We start from the raw sequence: 18260 nt of genomic DNA, 5'->3' as shown, positions 1-18260 counted from the left end.
AGGAGGGTTTATTCATGAAAAAATTTGGATCTGTTTTGTTAGCGGCAACGCTTGCGCTTACTATGACGGCTTGTGGTGCTTCCAACTCCGATGGTTCGGCCGGCGCTGCTTCTGGTAGCAATTCCAATGATACGGCCAACAAACCAATAGAGATTACCTATTGGTACTCTTGGGGAGACAAGATCGCCGAGAACAATGAGAACTTGGTGAAAATGTTTAATGAATCCCAAGATGAAGTGATCGTGAAGGCGGAATATCAAGGGACGTATGCAGATCAGCATTCTAAGGCACAGGCTGCTTTCGCAGCGGGCAATGCCCCCGAAGTATGGCAAAATGAAATTGCTTCAGTGGGTGTGTTTGCCGAGTCAGGTATGACGCAGGAGTTGACTTCTTTTGTTGAGAAGGATCAGCTTGATATGGAAGATTTCATTCAAGGGCTAATGGGAAATTCCTATGTGAATGGAAAACTATATGCTCTCCCGTATTTACGCAGCACACCTATCCTTTATTTGAATCGTACAATGCTGAAGGAGGCCAGCCTTGATCCTGCTGGACCTAAGAATTGGGCGGAATTTGAAGATTATGCACGCAAGCTAACGATTAAGGATCAGCGTTACGGTATCTCGATGCCTGTCGATATTTGGCTTTATGAGGCTTTTGTGAGGCAGAGTGGAGGAACGATGATCAGCGAGGACGGAAAAAGTGCGGCATTCGATAATGAAACCGGCATTGAACCTGTGAAGTTATGGCTCAAGATGAAGGATGAAGGTATTATGAGCATCGGTACGACCGATGATGCGGGTACGCAAGCAAAAACGGATTTCCACAATCAGCGTTCAGCGATGCTGTTCTCCTCAACTGCGGATCTGACCAATAATATGAAGGTTGCAGAAGAGCAGGGCTTTGAACTCGGAACGACATTTATGCCTGCAAATGATACGTATGGAGTGCCGACAGGCGGTGCCAACCTGGTTATGACTTCTGGCCTGTCGCCAGAAAAGCAGGAAGCGGCGTGGAAGTTTATCAAGTGGATGACCTCCAAAGAGCAAACGATTTATGCAAGTTCCTTCACGGGCTATTTGCCTAGCCGAATCAGTGCAGTGGAGAGCGATGAAATGAAGAAGCTTTATGAAGAAAAGCCGCTGTTCAAGGTGGCTGTAGACCAACTGGAATATGCGGGTCCACGTCCAATGCAGAAGGTTTATCCAGAGATTGGTGAGATTATCAAGAATGAGATTCTTCGTGCAGTTGTTGATTCTTCCGTTTCGGCAGAGGTCGCTGTAGCTGAAGCGGCGAAGAAGGCCAATGTCTTGCTGAATAAGTAGAGTTATGATTTAAAGAGACCAAGGAGCTGGGCGGCATATGTCCCGCTTAGCTCTTTAGTTTGGATGACAGAAAAAGTAATCCAGGTCTGAGAAAGACTTCTGTCAAAAATACAATAAAAATCATGATCTTTATAGTTTTCCAGTGGTATCACTTATTTTGATGAATTGACCTATAGCGAATACCACACGTATGTCTCATTCGCACAGGCAAGTAGTCCACTTCTCGCGTAAACTGAAGTAGATTCAGTAGAGCGAGGTGAAATTCCATGGCTAAAACCAACGAAATACGCCTAAAGGCAAAGCGGTATAAGGCCCGGCCCGTCTGCGTGACTCTTCATAGTGGTGAAACCTACATCGGTTACATTTCTGACGTGAATAACGGAGGCGTGGTGCTTACCGGGGGAGGAAAGATATCCCCCAAGGCAACAACAGGGGACAGTTCCCAACGTTCCAACCGAAAGGTCGTTTCACGCAGCAAGAGCGGTCGTTCTCAGAACCAGAAACGGGCGAATGGTACGCGCAAGCCTTCTACCCGTTCGCGCACAGTGTCGCGCGCGCAGGTTTCGTCCTTTCTACCGATGATGGGTTCGCTGTTTGGCGGGCTTGGCGGTGCGGCTTCGGCTGGCGGTATGCTTGGAGGCGGAATGCGGATATTCGGCATGATCCAGCAATTCATGCCGGTCATGAAAATGGGCTACGGCATGATCAAATCCATCCATCCGTTTATGGGTGCCGTCAAAGGTCTGATGGCCCCACCTAGTCAGGCCGAAGAGGAAGAGGTATAATCTGATATTCAGCCCCTTAGACTTAAGGGGCTTTTCTTTTTTAGTGTCAAGGTGTTATTGATAAATCGAGTCTTTTAAAAAATTCGTAAAATTCACTGGAGATCTGCCAATCAGGTTTTCCAAAGCGGTATGGGTTTGCGAAAATATGCCCAGTCGACTTGCCTGAAACATACCTGTAAGCATGCTGATCATCGCTTCTGGTAGGCCACGGGACGTCAAGTGATTCTGATATTCATCATCCGACACGACAATTCGCCGAATCGGTCGATCCAAGACTTTGGAAGCAATCGATGCGATTTTATCCATGTCGATCGCTTCGGAAGCCGTAAGGTGAGGAGTTATACCGTCATATCTCTGTTCTGTCAAGATTACCGCTGTGGCTTCAGCCAAGTCGGAATGGGTGGTCCAGGCAACAGGACCGTCTTCCGGAGCAATCAATTCCCCTGTGTTCAAGGCATCACCCATCCACATCATCGCCGATGCAGCATAGAAACCATTTCGGAGCGAAGTGAAAGGTACTCCTGAAGCTTTTAGCATCTCTTCTGTAGCCGCATGAACGTCCATGGGAGGAAAGTGCGATGTTGAAGATGAAAACATTTGGCTCGTGTACAGAAGTCGACTAACACCGGCTTTCTTTGCCGAGTCAATTGCGGTTTGATGTTGACGAATAGCAACTTCACCCAAGGAATGGGACGAGATAATTAGAACTTGAGATGCTCCTTCAAAGGCATGAAGAAGACTCGCGGAATTATCGAAATGTCCTTGTCGAACACGAACCCCGCGTTCTTTTAGATCCTGTGCGGTGTTCACATCACGGACACTCACACCAACGTCCTCGGCAGGAACACGCTTGAGAAGTTCCTCTACGACCTTGCGACCTAATTTTCCATTCGCTCCTGTAACAACAATCATTTCTACACTCATCCTTTCGTTTGCAAATCCAATAAAGAGTTTCTTGTTATACAATTTTTTTTGTGCCATCATAATCGTATACATGCGTGTTGAAAAAGTCGCATAAGCAAAGGATATAAGGATTGAGTTGTGCGAACAACATGCAAAAGGCTGTTTTTGTTGTGTTCCCAACATTTTTGTCCTTTTGTCTGTTAGTGGATTACAAGAGAAAGAGGGAATGAAATGTCGGTTAATCCGCAGGATCCGCGTGTTAAAAGAACCCGTCAATTGTTCGTACAGGCTTTTAACGATTTGATTGGGAAAAAGAGAAACGTATATTCCATTTCTGTGCATGATATCACAAATCAAGCAACCGTAAATCGGACAACATTTTATGCGCACTTTCAGGATAAATATGACTTTCTAGAATATTGGATGACGGAAAAATTTCAAATGACGATAAGGGATAGACTCCCGGAAGAAGCAAGATGCAATGCGGAAAATCTGCGAATCCTTATGCAGAGCATATATGATTTTCTTTTGCAGTTTCAACAATGTAGTACACCAGGAGACAAGCAGTTTGAAGCCATGTTTGAAAATGCCATGCATCAGGATCTTCATCAACTCCTGCTTAAACGGATCAATGAAGTGCGCACACAGGGCTTTTCGCAAGAAAATTTAGAAGCCCTGGCACTCGTTGTCAGTTGGGGCATATTCGGATCGGCATTGCAGTGGAGCCGGAACCCCCAAGATCGCTCATTCGAAACGATGTTTGAACAAGTCATTGAGGTTTTATCCATCAATTTAGCCCCTCTTTGGGAGCAAACAACCCGCTAAAGAGAAGTTTTTTTCTCGACGCTTTACACCCGGCGATGTAGTCACCTCATGTTTCACAAAGCATACGTATAGGAACAACATGAGAAACGTCTTTCCTAACTAAAAAGTAGAGGGGGATACAGAGCATTTCATTAACCTGCCGACGTTTTAAAAAAAGTTGCGAAGTTTTGACCATTTGGATATGATTATTTAATTGGTTGTTTCAGCTTATACATTTAATTGATGATAAAAGATAGTGAGGTCAGAAAACAATGATTGCAAAAACAGAAGAAGACTTTAATGGTTTGAAGGAAATTGGCAGAATTGTTGCCTTTATTAGAGATGAATTGGTACAAAGAACAGTTCCTGGCATAACGACGAAGGAACTTGATGATATAGCTGGAGAGCTTTTTGAGAAAGAAGGGGCAGTTTCAGCTCCAAAAAGTGCATATAATTTTCCTGGCTATACTTGTATTAGTGTTAATGAAGAAGTGGCACATGGTATTCCGGGGCAACGGGTTATTCAAGAAGGGGATCTAGTCAATATAGATGTCTCTGGCTCAAAGAACAGCTATTTCGCTGATACAGGAATCTCGTTTGTAGTAGGCGAAGGAGAAGAAGTGTTAACGAAAATATGCGACGTTGCTAAACTAGCATTTGAAGCAGGTCTTAAGAAAGCAAAACCTGGTTCCAAAAAAAGCGGCATCGGAAAAGCGGTATTCCTAACAGCAAAACAGCATGGATTAACCGTTATAAAAAACCTTACAGGACATGGTGTTGGACGTAACATACACGAAGCACCTGACCATATTTATAATTATAACGATACATCGGATGATGAATTATTAAAAGAAGGCATGGTTATTGCATTCGAACCATTTATCTCAACTTTAGAAGAACAGGTGTATCAAAAAGAAGACGAATGGACCTTTGCTACAGAAAAAAGCTATGTAGCTCAAGTCGAACATACGATTATCCTTACTAAAAATGGTCCGATTATTGTCACACAATAATATCAAGAGCATTGTCTAAGGCCGATTTCCCAACTGGGAAATCGGCTTTTTTTGATGCCCCTTAACAAAACGGTTCGAGGAAGGAGGCAATGAGCTATATGGAATGATGTACAATAATAATATTGAGGAACAAAAACTAAAATTGTTAAATTGTGATGAGGAGCGGATGGAGCATGAACAGAGCAGTCATACTGGAGCGTCTTCAATCACAGCTGTGCGAGGGGAATCACATCATCGGTGTCTCGACAGGAACGGGAATCACAGCCAAGTATGCAGCTCAGAGTGGAGCGGACTTTATATTAATGCTGAACTCCGGCAAGTTTCGCCAGATGGGGAGAAGCTCTCTAGCGGGCTTTTTGCCGTTTTGCAACAGTAATGATATGGTAATGGATTTTGCGTCAAGAGAAATTGTGCCACTCGTGAGGCATTCTCCCGTACTCTTTGGACTGAATGCGAATGATCCAACCATAGAAATGGTTGATTATATAGAGGAAATCAAGAGGAGAGGGTTTTCGGGAGTCAACAACTATCCTACGGTCGGCTTAATAGACGGATTATTCAGAGAGGCTCTGGAGGACGACGGGATTAGTTATGACGTCGAGGTTGAGGCCATACGCCTGGCCCATCGACAGGATTTGTTTACGGTGGCGTTCGTATTTGATGAGCTTCAGGCGGCCCAGATGATTGAAGCGGGAGCAGATGTAATCTGTGCTCATCTCGGTCTGACCGAAGGCGGGTTATTGGGTGCACGGAAGGTTGTATCCTTGGAGGCCGCCAAATCAAAGGCACTGCGTATTTTTGATACCTGCAATCAGCTTAAGCCGGATTTGATCAAGATGATTTATGGCGGTCCGGTAAAGACGCCGGTCGATGTCCAGTACATGTATAGCGACAACACAGACATTATGGGCTATATTGGTGGGTCTGCTTTTGAACGAATTCCTTCCGAGAAGTCGATTACGACAATTACTCGCGATTTTAAACGCCTGGGTAAACTGGATGAGGACGATTTTATGGTCAAAATGCTGAAAGGTATCACCCAGCATTATGATTACGTTGAGTTTGTCAAAGAGTATGTGGCGCAAAACTATAGTAGTGAAATTGTTTTTTCGGATCTGGCCAAGGTTGCTCATGTTTCCCGCAGCTATTTGAGCAGTTTGTTTAAAAAGGAGGTTGGCTGCAGCTTTCAGACCTATCTGGTGAGCTTCCGTATAAATAAAGCCGTCACGCTTCTTCATGCGCCGCAGCTTCAATTATCCGAAGTGGCCGGGATGGTTGGGTATCCCAATTACGCACAATTCAGCAAAATGTTTAAAAAGCTTAAGGGCTGCTCTCCCAAAAAGTACAGATCTAACCTAAACACAAAAACATAGAACATAAAAGCGTTTTCATAAATAAACAGGACCAGTATGATGGAGTTATAGCGATCGTACTGGTTTTTCTATTAGCGAAAAAAAATCAGCATGCTACCTGCGATCGAGCTTGGTTTCTAAAGAGTTATACGAGGAGGCCGTGGAATGAAGACCGTCGCAATCATTGGAACGTTCGATACGAAGGGTGATGAATACCTTTACATCAAGAGCATTGCAGAGGAGCTTGGGTTGGGGACATTGATGATTCATACAGGTGTATTCGAACCGTCATTTGTTCCGGATGTGTCCAATCAGGAAGTCGCCCACGCCGCAGGCATGGTCATAGAAGAGCTTGCGGCAAAGAAGGATCGGGCTTTGGCTACAGAGGTTTTGTCCATAGGATTGAAGAAGCTGGTGCCACAGTTGTACAAACAAGGTAAATTTGACGGAATCATTTCCTTTGGTGGCACTGGTGGAACCTCACTGGTCACACCTGCCATGAGAGCTCTCCCGATTGGTGTCCCTAAGGTGATGGTATCAACCGTTGCTTCTGGAAACACAGCTCCATACGTAGGCACGAGTGATATTGTCATGATTCCGTCTGTGGTGGATGTAGCAGGGTTGAACTCAATTTCCACGAAAATATTTACTAATGCATTATTTGCGATGGCGGGTATGCTCAAGTTTGAGCATACGCACAAACCGGATAAGAAGCCGCTGGTTGCAGCTACGATGTTTGGAGTGACAACACCATGTGTGACAGCGGCAAGAAAATATTTGGAGGAGCGTGGCTACGAGGTGCTTGTGTTCCACGCCACGGGCATCGGAGGGCAGTCGATGGAGGCGTTGATTGAAGCAGGCTTCATTGAAGGGGTATTGGACTTGACCACGACGGAGTGGGCGGATGAAATCATCGGCGGTGTCTTAAATGCGGGGCCGAATCGTTTAGAGGCTGCAGGCCACAATCGCATTCCGCAGGTAGTCTCGGTGGGCGCCTTGGATATGTGCAATTTTGGGCCGAGCGATACTGTGCCGGAGAAATTCAAGGATCATACGTTTTATCAGCATAATCCGACGGTAACCCTGATGAGAACCACGGTGGAAGAGAATGAGCAGATCGGCAGGAAGCTTGCGGAGAAGCTGAACATGGCAAAGGAACGCACCGTGCTAATGCTACCGCTTAGAGGCGTATCCGCAATTGATGTGGAGGGGGAGCCTTTCTACGGACCGGAGGAGGACCGGATGTTGTTTGATACCCTGCGCCAGCATGTCGATCGCTCAATTGTTGAAGTGATTGAAATGGATTGCGCCATCAACGATCCAGCCTTTGCAGAAGCCGCAGCACAAAAGCTGATCGCTCTCATGACATCAAATTCCTAATGAATCCAATAAGGAGGATAACGAAATGAATAAGCTGAACAGATCAGAAATTATGGACAAATTTAGGGGAGAGGTAGAGCAGGGTAAAATCCTACTAGGTGTCGGGGCAGGTACAGGCATTACTGCCAAGAGCAGTGAAGCGGGCGGAGCAGATATGTTAATCGTATACAATTCCGGTCGGTACAGAATGGCGGGCCGCGGCTCGCTGGCGGGCTTGCTCTCCTATGGAGATGCCAATCAAATCGTCGTTGAGATGGGTGCCGAGGTGCTGCCCGTCGTCAAACATACGCCTGTTTTGGCAGGGGTGTGCGGCACCGACCCTTTCCGAATAATGGAGGTATACCTGAAGCAGTTGAAGGAGCAGGGCTTCAGCGGAGTTCAAAACTTCCCAACCGTTGGTTTGATTGATGGGGTGTTCAGACAAAACCTGGAGGAAACCGGTATGGGGTACGACCTGGAGGTTGAAATGATCCGTATCGCCCATGAATTGGATTTGCTGACTACGCCGTATGTTTTTGATCCTGCTCAGGCAAAAGCCATGGCGGAGGCGGGGGCTGACATTTTGGTTGCGCATATGGGTTTGACGACCAAGGGCTCCATTGGTGCAAAAACAGCACTGACCCTGGACGACTGTGTACAACGAATTGAGGCTATTATTGAAGCAGGGCGGACTGTGAACCCGGAGATCATGATTATTTGCCACGGTGGACCCATTGCAGAGCCGGAGGATGCGGCCTATGTCATTGAGAGAACGAAGGGCATCGATGGATTCTTCGGCGCATCCAGCATCGAGCGCTTTGCGGCAGAGAAAGGCATTACACAGCAGACGGAGTTCTTTAAGTCGATTCGGAAATAGCATCAACCTAACGACAGTCAATTATTTGGCTGTCGTTTTTTATCCAAAGGAAAGAGGAGACCAACTCCTCATATGAGGGCTTATAATTTACTGTTGCGATCAGCCATAATGTTCAGTAAATTGGGAGGTATACACCGATGGGAGGGTTGAGCAATAATCATGTTGACCAGATGGCTGCGAAGAATAACGCCGGGCACTTTTAAACACCGAATACTATTTTCATTTCTGTTATTCCTCCTGACGCCTATAGCCATATTATTCCTCTACAACTTCCGAGAAACGGAAGTTATGCTCCAGCGGGACGCTTCGGACATTAACGTCAAGCAACTCGAAGGCATCAAAGCCGATCTTATCGATTTGATGAGTCTTGTGATGAAGACTGGGATGCTGCTAGATCAGGATTCTGTCCTCCGCGAAGTGATGCAGAAGCCGGAATTATATGATGCCATCCATCGAAAGCGAATTGTGGAAAATAAATTCGCTAGTATTGAAAACAGCTTTTTCCTTACGGGAGCTACCGTATTCTACACATTGATCGATTTAAAAGGAAACGCTTACACCTCGTATACGCCGGAGAATTCTCTGAATTATGCCCACATCAGTTCCGAGCCCTGGGTACAGGAGCTGAAGAGAACTGAGGGACAGCGGTACGTATGGAAATCCAATGATTTGACGATCGGCGTTCGTGAGAGAAAAGGAAATCGGATGCTGAGCCTTTACGAAGTGCTGCGTGACGATGGACTAAAACCATTCGCTTATGGACGTTTTAGTATCGATTATGAAGCATGGTTTCAGGAAAAAACGGAGGAAAATACATTCGGTAGCGATAGGGAAGGAGCCTATTTTCTAATGGATGGATATGGGAATATTATGCTTCAATCCAAGTCGGGGGATAACGTACCCTCTACCGTGTCATCTGCCATTACAGCAGCAAGTCAGAGCCAGGGACAGGTTACCTCCTCCCAATCCATTGTGAACAACCATATGATGTATACCTATAGCAAGATTCAAGAGCTTGACGGTTATCTTGTGAAAAAGATACCCCTGTCCTTGCTATTTGAAGAAGTGAACAAACAGAAGCTGAGGTTCTATACCGTATATGGGGCCATCCTGCTACTGTTTGTGCTGTTGACTTACTTCATTTCTTCAACCGTTACCGGTCCTTTAAAGCACCTTCAACGAAAGATGGAGACAACAGTAAAATTGAATTTGAAGACAAAGCTGCCGGAACAAGGCAGAGGTGAATTGCTGGCGCTAACCCGAAGCTTCAATTTCATGATCGCAGACATCAATAATCTGTTGGAACAGTTAAAGCTTGAGGAGCGGCAAAAGCAGTTTGTCCGATTTCAGGTGTTGCTTGGTCAGATGAATCCTCATTTTTTGCTGAATACGCTGAATACAATCAAGAGCATTGCACTGGATAAGGATGAAGATGAGATTTACGAGATTTGTGTATCGCTAGGAAAAATATTAGAAACTACGCTGAATCTGGAGGTTGATCTTATTCTTCTGAAGGAGGAGATTGTGCTAATTGAATCCTACATGGATATCCAACGGAAACGGTTTGGACATGGCATCGAGATCCATTATGAAGTTTCCAGGGATCTGGAGTATGCACTGATTCCGAAATTTTGTCTGCAGCCGCTGGTAGAAAATTCGTTGATTCATGGGTTTGGACAAACACAGCTTGAGGGGCGGATCGACATTCGTGCATCAATCCACCATTCGCTGCTTATTTTGGAGGTTGCGGATAATGGCATAGGAATTAAAAAATCCCAGGCGAATCAGTCCTATCGGAAACGAAAAAGCATTGCCGTACAGAACCTTCGCGAGAGCTTGGAGCTTATGTTTAAGAACCAGCCAACAGGACTTCGGATAGAGTCGACGGACGAAGGAACGCGGGTCATAATACATTTCCCATTATTGTTATCCAAACCATATTTGAAGGAGGGGAGCACCATTGTGGCGCACATTGATCGTTGAAGATGAACAGTACGCGAGAGCAAGCTTGCGTAAATTGTTTGCGAAGGCGAATATCCCGTTTGAAATAATAGGCGAGGCGGTAAATGGCGAGGAGGGTTTGCAGTTGATCCGGGAACTGCAGCCGGATGTTGTCATTTCCGACATTTTCATGCCGCTAATGGATGGCATCCGTTTACTCCAGCTCACGAGAAAGGAAGGACATGAATGCCGATTCGTTATGTTGACGGCAGTAAGTGAATTCGAGTATGCCAGACAAGCTGTGGAATACGGAGCTTCAGGTTATTTGATGAAACTTTCTCTGGATTTGAAGGAACTGAAGCAAACTATGGACAAAGTAGCCGGAGAGCTGACGAGAATGGATAAGCTTCGCCTGGCAGATAAATGGTTCCCAGATAAGACCGCCCAAGAACCAACGGATCATCCGGAACTTAACCGAATGATTACCTACATTGAGGAGCATTTCGCTGAGGATGTGACATTAAAGAGATTGGCTGAATATGTTCGCATGGATGCCAGTTATGTTAGTGACTTATTTAAGAAAAAGATGGGGATCACGATGACGCATTTTATTCAGAACCGCCGCGTTCAAGCAGCGAAAATGCTGCTGACAGAGACGGAGAAAACGGTGAGTGAAATTGGCAGGTTGGTAGGCTTTGAGAACGACAATTATTTCATTAAAATATTCAAGCGGTGGTGCGGGTTAACCCCGAACGAATACCGGAAAGAACAAAAAATCGTTCTATGAATATCCAAACACCGTTCATACCCCCAATGTCAGGCTGGTGATAAAGTTAAAGACGTAGCAAGCAGCTTATCAACTCGATAAGGGGGACTGTAAATGAAATATAGAAACTGGTTAAAGGTAGCTTTGATTACGACTTTGACAGCTTCGATGCTCAGCGCGTGCGGAGGGGCTAACAACGAGGGAGCGAGTGCAGGATCAGCAAATGAAAATGCCGGTGAGACCATCAACCTCACGCTTTGGGGAGCTGTTCCTGCCGAGGCTGGACCTCAAGAAGTGATTGACAGCTGGAACAAAGAAAATCCTGACATTCAGGTCGAGTACTTCCGTTATGTAAATGATGACCCCGGCAACCTGAAGCTGGATACGGCGCTCATGACGGGGCAGGACGCGGACTTGTTCGTCAACTACACGATTAACCGTTTACAGAAACGTGTTGATGCAGGAGTCGCTTTGGATCTGAGCAGCAGAACAGATTACAACATCGACGAGCAAATGGGGGTAGACGCCGCTCAATGGAAAATTGGGGATAAGTATTATGGCATTCCGACAAAGAAAAACATGTTATTCATCTGGCTTAACAAAAGCATGCTGGATGAAGCCGGTCTTCCGATTCCTCCCGTCGATTGGACATGGGACGACTTGAGAGAATATGCGAAAGCGCTAACAAAATCGAATGTGTACGGTCTTATGCAGCATGATTCCGCCATTACCGCTGCAATTGACGGTACCATAGCAGGTCTTGGCGTAACCACGCCGGAAGGAACATCTAACTTCAATAATGATCTTTGGAAAAAGCAGCTTCAAATCGTGCATGACATGATGTTTGTGGACAAATCGACACCCGAATATGGAGAACAAGTAACAAGCAAGATGCCGGTAGATACAATGTTCCTCAAAGGGGAGGCAGCTATGTTAGCTGCAGGAGAATTTATTTTCCGCAACGCCAATAACCTGAAGGAATTTCCGCACGACTTCAAAATCGCATTCGCAACGATTCCGAAAGTATCTGCCGATCAGAAGGATTATAAATATGCTGGCGGTTTAGGTGATATGCTCTCCGTTAATGCAAAATCCAAGCATCAGGATGCGGCATGGAAATTCGCAAAGTGGTATGCGGACGGCGGAATGTTGCCGATGGCAAGCGGAGGACGCCTTCCATCCTCGAAGAGCGTTGATAACAAGCAGGCGATGGACCTGCTGCTCAAGGGTGTTGAAGACAAATACGATACAGAGTCGATGAATAGCGTTGTGTTCGGTGAGTTCCCATCATTCCAACTGAATGTACCGCAGCAAGCGCTGGATGCCCGCAAGGAAGAATACGAGAAATACTTCCTGAATGAGCAGGATATTGATACAACGCTTAAGAATATGGCCAAACGCCATCAGGAATATATCAAATAATCGAATATTGACAATATCCTTAAGAGAGAAGAAGGATTCTTCGCTTCCGTCTTCTCTCTTTGCTGTATTTAAAAAGTTCCATACGAGAAGAAAGGCGGCGTTTTCTGTGAAAAGGAACAGCTGGATTCGGAAACAAGGCTGGGTAGGCTACGTATTTATTTTGCCTAATATGCTCGGTATCCTCGCATTTTTTATTCTGCCTGCCTTGTACTCCTTCTTTATGATGTTCACGGACTATCAATTCGCCAATCCGAATTGGACGTTCACCGGATTAGATAATATCAAACGTCTTTTTGGTGATGATCAGTTCTATGCTTCAATCAAATATACGATCATATTCCTGATGTCCGTTCCGGTCTCATTAGCAATTGCGTTTCTCGTTGCCCTTGTGCTTAACCGGAGCGTGTATTTGAAAGGATTGCTTAGGGGAATGTTCTTCCTGCCATATATCTCAAGCGGTGTTGCCGTTGCTTTTGTATGGATGCTGCTGTTCCAGCCGTCCCAGGGGCCGATTAATGAAGTACTTCGCTTTATCGGCATTGTATCGCCTCCGGGCTGGTTCGCCGATTCGAGTTCGGCGATGTATGCAATTGACGTCGTGCAAATATGGTTTATGTTAGGCTACAACATGATTATCTATTTGGCAGCCCTGCAAGAGATTTCGACGGAGCAACTTGAAGCAGCACGTATCGACGGTGCAGGGAAAGCGACTATTACATGGAGAATTGTATGGCCGCTTGTTAGTCCAACGACATTTATGCTATTGATTACGGGGTTGATTATGACGGTCAAATCCTTTTCTCTCATCCAAGCGATTACGGGCGGCGGCCCAAGCGGAAGCACCATGATTCTGTCTCTGTTCGTCTACAAAACAGCATTTAGCTATTATGAGATGGGCTATGCGTCAACCATTTCCTGGTTCCTGTTTGCGGTTATTCTTGTCATTACCATCATCCAATGGGTCGGCCAAAAACGCTGGGTCCATTACTGAGAGGAGCTGGCTCTATGTTTAGAACAACGAAGACACGCTCGGTTAAGCTTTCTGTCACGATCCTTATGCTGATTGCAGGGTTGTTTATGATTGTCCCTTTTTTATGGATGCTCAGTACTTCCTTCCAGACCCCGAGTGAAGTATTCCGCCAATGGCTTCCTTCGAAGCTGGACTGGACCAGCCATAAGCGAATCTGGACGGGAAACTATAATTTTCTCCCTTATTATTTTAACTCAATTAAGATTGCCGTGATTGGTACAGCTGGTGCCGTTTTTTTGTCGGCCTTTGCTGCTTATGGCTTCGCCCGTACGGAATTTAAAGGACGTAATACCCTCTTCATCGTGTATCTATCCATGATGATGATTCCTCCTCAAGTCGTTTTTGTTCCGAAGTTTATCCTGTTTAACTGGCTTCATATTTATAACACGCATTGGGCATTAATTCTGCCAGCCATGTTCTCGATATTTGGCGTATTTATGCTCCGTCAATTCTTTCTCAGTATTCCGAACGAGATTACAGAATCTGCATTACTCGATGGTGCGGGTCATTTTCGAATTTTCTTCAAGCTGGTGTTACCGTTAGCCAAACCAGCGCTTGCAACGTTTGCGATTATCGATTTTTCCTGGCAGTGGAATGATTATGAGAATGCTCTGGTTTTCCTGCAGAGTCCAAAGCTTTATACGATTCCGCTTGGTCTACAAAATTTCGTTTTGGAAAACAACGTTGATTATAACGGAATGATGGCAGCTTCTTCCGCAGCGATTATCCCTATGATTTTAATCTTTCTGCTTGGTCAGAAATATATTATTCAAGGTGTATCCAGTTCAGCTGTAAAAGGCTAATTCAAAGGAGGCTTATATAATGAGACGCGAGAAACTATTATTCGATGTTACGGTCATTGGCGGAGGACTTTCCGGGATTTGTGCGGCTATTGCAGCGGCAAGATTAGGTCAAAAGGTTGCCCTCGTGCATAATCGTCCTGTACTTGGCGGCAATTCCAGCTCCGAGGTACGTGTATGGGTATGCGGTGCAACGGGGCATGGCGTGAACCGTTACGCCCGGGAGACCGGCATTATGGGTGAATTATTCATTCAAAATCAACAACGGAATCCGGAAGGCAACCCCTATTTGTGGGACGTTACTTTGCTGGAGGCGGTAAGAGCCGAACCTAATCTGACTCTATTTATGAATACGGATGTTAGAGAAGTAGAAGCAGACGGTGAGAAGGATGCAAGGATAATTCGTAGCGTGAAAGGCTGGATGATGGGCTCCGAGCGTGAGATTACGTTTGAAAGTAAGATCTTTCTTGACTGTACAGGTGACGGACTCGTCGGATTTCTCGCTGGAGCAGCATACCGGATTGGCCGTGAAGCCCGTCATGAGTTCGGGGAAGAATGGGCACCGGAAGTTGCTGATGATATTACGCTTGGCAGCACACTGTTGTTCTATACGAAAGATACCGGAAAACCGGTACGGTTTGTAGCTCCATCGTTTGCTCAAGACATTACTACAACCCCAATTCCGCTAAAGCGTGTGATCCGCAGTGGAGATTCTGGCTGTCATTACTGGTGGATTGAATGGGGCGGCGAGCTGGATACGGTACATGAGAATGAGCAGATTCGGGATGAGTTATGGTCTGTTATTTATGGAGTTTGGGACTATATTAAGAACTCCGGCAAGTTTCAAGCCGAGGAGATGACGCTCGAATGGGTAGGCTCGATTCCAGGCAAACGGGAATACCGTCGCTTCCTTGGTGATACGATTCTGACGCAAAATGATGTTATCTCTCAGCGTCCATTCGAAGACCGGGTCGCCTTTGGTGGTTGGTCCATCGACCTGCACCCCCCACAAGGGATGTATGCAAGTGAGAGCGGCTCCAAACATCTGCATGCGGATGGCATATATCATATTCCGTTTGGGTGCCTGTACTCCCGCAATGTCAGCAATCTGCTGTTTGCGGGACGTAATATCAGTGCATCGCATGTTGCATTTGGAACAACCCGCGTTATGGCAACTTGTGCAGTAATGGGAGAAGCGGCAGGTGTAGGCGCTGCCTTGTCGGTAATCAAAGGCATCACGCCTCGTGAGCTACGTGAGCAGCATTTAACCGAATTGCAACAAACGATGTTACGGACCGATGCCTCAATTATAGGACTGAGAAATATGGATTCTGCTGACCTTGCGAGAAAGGGGACCATCACGGCTTCAAGCACGATGACCCGAATTTTGATCAACGAACCTTCCGAGGAATACCGGCTGGTCACTGACGTTGGATGGCTGTTCCCGACCGAGGGTGGATTTGAAGGATTTACGCTGTTGGTCTCTGCCCGTGAAGCGACAAGTCTGACTATAGAACTATGGGATACAGGTCGCCCTGAGAATTATGTACCGGCAAACTTCAAGCAAGCTTTGCATATCCAGGTCGATGCAGGTGAAAATCAATGGTTGGATGTGCCTGCAGACAGTGCAATGTTTGGAGGCGATCCTTGTAATGTATTTATCATTGTTCGTGCGAATGAATCGGCCAGTCTCTATACATCAGCTGTTCCGATCAGCGGTGTCCTCGCGTTTGAGCGGGGAGTTAAGCCAATAGTCAGCTCTGATCTGGAGGATCATCAGCCGAATCAGCCCATTATCGAATGGTCGATGAAGCGCCTTGTTCGAAAGCCATTCTGTTTTGCAGTTGAGACTGGCGCTTATTCACCTGATAAAGTAATCAACGGCTATGTCCGCCCGTTTGGCGGTCCACAGCTGTGGGTATCGGAACCCATCACTAATGGCCGTGAAGAATGGATTGAAGTCAAACTTCCAGAACCAGTGGATATTCGGGAAATTCACCTTACCTTTAATGACGATGTTAATGAGGATTTGATCAATTTGCATCATCATGAAACACCGTTTCTGATCATTCCGGAGTTGGTTAAAAGCTATGAGGTGCATGCATACATTAATGGGAAGTGGGTAAGTTTTGCTGGTGATAGCCATAACCTTACTCGCAAAAAGATTCATCGTCTTGAGAATCCGATACAATCAAAACGGATTAGGGTCATCATCAAGGAAACGCACGGTGGCGATCGGGCAGAAGTGTTTGAAATTCGACTATATGATTCTCATAGATGACGGTTCCCGTTTGAACGAAATGAAGAAAATCTAACCCCCCTACTAGAGCAAAACTATAATTTGCTCTAGTAGGGGGTTATTGTTTTTAAGCGAACTTTGGTTTCCAATATGAAGCGGATAAGCGAATCCAGTAGTTAAGCCCAAACCCGTTTTTAAATATATGATTTGACTTACAGTTAACTCTATGTCTTATACTCCGAATAGGAAAGAAAAATAAGTGGCTTTTCTGGAGCAGGGCAGTTACAATTTGTTAGGATCAATAAGACGTGGGGTGTGAACGGGGGATAGGTAATGCATAATGGATTGTAATGACGATTCAAATAAACTAAATTACGTAATGAATTGGAGATTTAATCAACAATGATAAAGAGTAAAAATTGGAATGTATTTGGCCTAGCATTGTTGCTGGGTTTATTTTCAACATTAGGTCCATTTACTATTGATATGTATTTACCGGCTTTTCCTGAGATTGCAAAGAATTTCAATACAAGCGCATCACTTGTTCAGTTTAGTCTTACTGCTTGTTTATTAGGTCTAGGTGTGGGGCAACTCGTTATGGGTCCTTTGAGTGATGCTCACGGTAGACGTAAACCGTTGTTAATCTCCATGGCAGCCTATATTATTTGCTCCTTGGCGTGCGCTTTTGCTCCTAATATAGGACTATTGATTTTGTTTCGCTTCACTCAAGGATTTGCGGCTTCAGCAGGAATTGTCATTTCTCGTGCGATAGCTAGGGACCTTTATAGTGGACATGAACTCACTAAATTTTTCTCTTTGCTGTTGCTTGTAGGGAATTTGGGGCCTTTGGCAGCACCGATCGCTGGAAGTGGCATTCTTTCATTTACGACATGGATTGGTGTGTTTATCTCACTCTCATTTTTGGGCATTTTCTTATTAATAATGACCAAATGGGGGTTGAAGGAGTCCAACCCGCCTGAACGACGTATGGCTCCCAACTTCAAACAACAGTTGGGCAATTACAGAACGCTTCTACGTGACCGCAAGTTTGTTGGCTATATGCTTGCACAGGGAATCATGACGGCTGGGGTCTTTGCATATGTAGCAGGAACACCATTTATTTACCAAAATATTTATGGAGTCACACCGACTGTATTTGCTATTTTATTTGCTTCGAACGGGATCAGCTTGATCATCGGTTCCCAAATTGTGGGTCGATTAGCACAACGTATACCTGAGCAGACTCTTCTATTATCTGGACTGTGGCTTGCTTTAGCGGCAAGTGTTGCAGCTTTGGTGGTGACCTTAGTTCATGGCCCGCTGTTCGCTTTGGTCATTCCATTGTTCTTCTTTGTTTGCTCCATAGGTATTACGTCTACTGCAGCATTCCCACTTGCGATGGAGAGCCAAGCCAAGATGGCTGGAAGTGCAGCAGCGCTACTCGGAGTTGTTCCTTTTCTTTTAGGCGCCCTGGTTGCTCCTCTGGTTGGTATCGCAGGTGAAGACACTGCCGTCCCGCTTGGACTCACTTTATTAATGACCAGTCTCGTTGCGATTCTTACGTACTTCCTACTCGTTAAAAACATCTCGCATCACACACCTCAACATGCTCAGTCTGATTCTAACTTTTAATTGAGAATATGA

General features: G+C 45.6%; 15 protein-coding genes. 14 read left to right on the top strand and 1 reads right to left on the bottom strand.

Annotated elements, in window-relative coordinates; genetic code table 11:
• The first annotated feature begins 14 nt into the window (after window positions 1–14).
• Both AC3ITG_RS17890 and AC3ITG_RS17885 read left to right on the top strand, forming a co-directional pair.
• A complete protein-coding gene (locus AC3ITG_RS17890; protein ID WP_489250877.1) occupies window positions 15–1325 on the top strand; it encodes an ABC transporter substrate-binding protein in 1311 nt (436 codons plus the stop codon).
• Window positions 1326–1591: 266 nt separating this feature from the next.
• A complete protein-coding gene (locus AC3ITG_RS17885) occupies window positions 1592–2110 on the top strand; it encodes a hypothetical protein (protein ID WP_413371846.1) in 519 nt (172 codons plus the stop codon).
• Window positions 2111–2164: 54 nt separating this feature from the next.
• Here the strand turns inward: AC3ITG_RS17885 and AC3ITG_RS17880 are convergent, their stop codons facing one another.
• A complete protein-coding gene (locus tag AC3ITG_RS17880) occupies window positions 2165–3022 on the bottom strand; it encodes an SDR family oxidoreductase (RefSeq protein ID WP_489250876.1) in 858 nt (285 codons plus the stop codon).
• Between the two features lie 222 nt (window positions 3023–3244).
• On the opposite strand from AC3ITG_RS17880, the gene AC3ITG_RS17875 reads away from it, so the two are divergent.
• The 12 genes from AC3ITG_RS17875 (at window position 3245) to AC3ITG_RS17820 (ending at window position 18248) form a co-directional block, all read left to right on the top strand.
• Entirely contained in the window at window positions 3245–3838 is a 594-nt protein-coding gene (locus tag AC3ITG_RS17875; RefSeq protein ID WP_413371844.1) for a TetR/AcrR family transcriptional regulator, read from the top strand.
• Window positions 3839–4089: 251 nt separating this feature from the next.
• A complete protein-coding gene (gene map / locus AC3ITG_RS17870) occupies window positions 4090–4830 on the top strand; it encodes a type I methionyl aminopeptidase (RefSeq protein WP_063568306.1) in 741 nt (246 codons plus the stop codon).
• A gap of 173 nt (window positions 4831–5003) precedes the next feature.
• The gene (locus AC3ITG_RS17865) at window positions 5004–6203 is read left to right on the top strand and encodes a phosphoenolpyruvate hydrolase family protein (RefSeq protein ID WP_489250875.1); all 1200 of its coding nucleotides are present in this window, start codon (window positions 5004–5006) and stop codon (window positions 6201–6203) included.
• A 144-nt stretch (window positions 6204–6347) separates the two neighbouring features.
• Window positions 6348–7562 carry a Tm-1-like ATP-binding domain-containing protein gene (locus tag AC3ITG_RS17860; RefSeq protein WP_489250874.1) on the top strand — a complete coding sequence of 405 codons (1215 nt, stop codon included), beginning with the start codon at window positions 6348–6350 and terminating at the stop codon, window positions 7560–7562.
• Window positions 7563–7614: 52 nt separating this feature from the next.
• The gene (locus tag AC3ITG_RS17855) at window positions 7615–8418 is read left to right on the top strand and encodes a phosphoenolpyruvate hydrolase family protein (protein ID WP_489254485.1); all 804 of its coding nucleotides are present in this window, start codon (window positions 7615–7617) and stop codon (window positions 8416–8418) included.
• 159 nt (window positions 8419–8577) lie between these two features.
• The gene (locus AC3ITG_RS17850) at window positions 8578–10401 is read left to right on the top strand and encodes a cache domain-containing sensor histidine kinase (RefSeq protein WP_489250873.1); all 1824 of its coding nucleotides are present in this window, start codon (window positions 8578–8580) and stop codon (window positions 10399–10401) included.
• Window positions 10379–11146: a response regulator transcription factor gene (locus AC3ITG_RS17845; RefSeq protein WP_489250872.1), complete on the top strand. Its 768-nt coding sequence runs from the start codon at window positions 10379–10381 to the stop codon at window positions 11144–11146. The genes AC3ITG_RS17850 and AC3ITG_RS17845 overlap by 23 nt, the downstream gene beginning before the upstream one ends.
• 93 nt (window positions 11147–11239) lie before the next feature.
• Window positions 11240–12547, top strand: coding sequence for an ABC transporter substrate-binding protein (locus AC3ITG_RS17840; protein WP_489250871.1), 1308 nt, complete (start codon window positions 11240–11242; stop codon window positions 12545–12547).
• Between the two features lie 106 nt (window positions 12548–12653).
• Window positions 12654–13538 carry a carbohydrate ABC transporter permease gene (locus tag AC3ITG_RS17835; protein WP_489250870.1) on the top strand — a complete coding sequence of 295 codons (885 nt, stop codon included), beginning with the start codon at window positions 12654–12656 and terminating at the stop codon, window positions 13536–13538.
• A 14-nt stretch (window positions 13539–13552) separates the two neighbouring features.
• Window positions 13553–14380 (top strand): carbohydrate ABC transporter permease, encoded by an 828-nt coding sequence (locus AC3ITG_RS17830; RefSeq protein ID WP_489250869.1) that lies wholly within the window; start codon window positions 13553–13555, stop codon window positions 14378–14380.
• A 19-nt stretch (window positions 14381–14399) separates the two neighbouring features.
• The gene (locus tag AC3ITG_RS17825) at window positions 14400–16658 is read left to right on the top strand and encodes an FAD-dependent oxidoreductase (protein ID WP_489250868.1); all 2259 of its coding nucleotides are present in this window, start codon (window positions 14400–14402) and stop codon (window positions 16656–16658) included.
• Window positions 16659–17018: 360 nt separating this feature from the next.
• The gene (locus tag AC3ITG_RS17820; RefSeq protein ID WP_489250867.1) at window positions 17019–18248 is read left to right on the top strand and encodes a multidrug effflux MFS transporter; all 1230 of its coding nucleotides are present in this window, start codon (window positions 17019–17021) and stop codon (window positions 18246–18248) included.
• Window positions 18249–18260 lie beyond the last annotated feature (12 nt).

This window comes from Paenibacillus sp. GL_099_B (genome assembly GCF_057835695.1).
The sequence above is the reverse complement of the archived record's forward strand: the minus strand, read 5'-3'. Positions and strand labels throughout refer to the sequence as shown.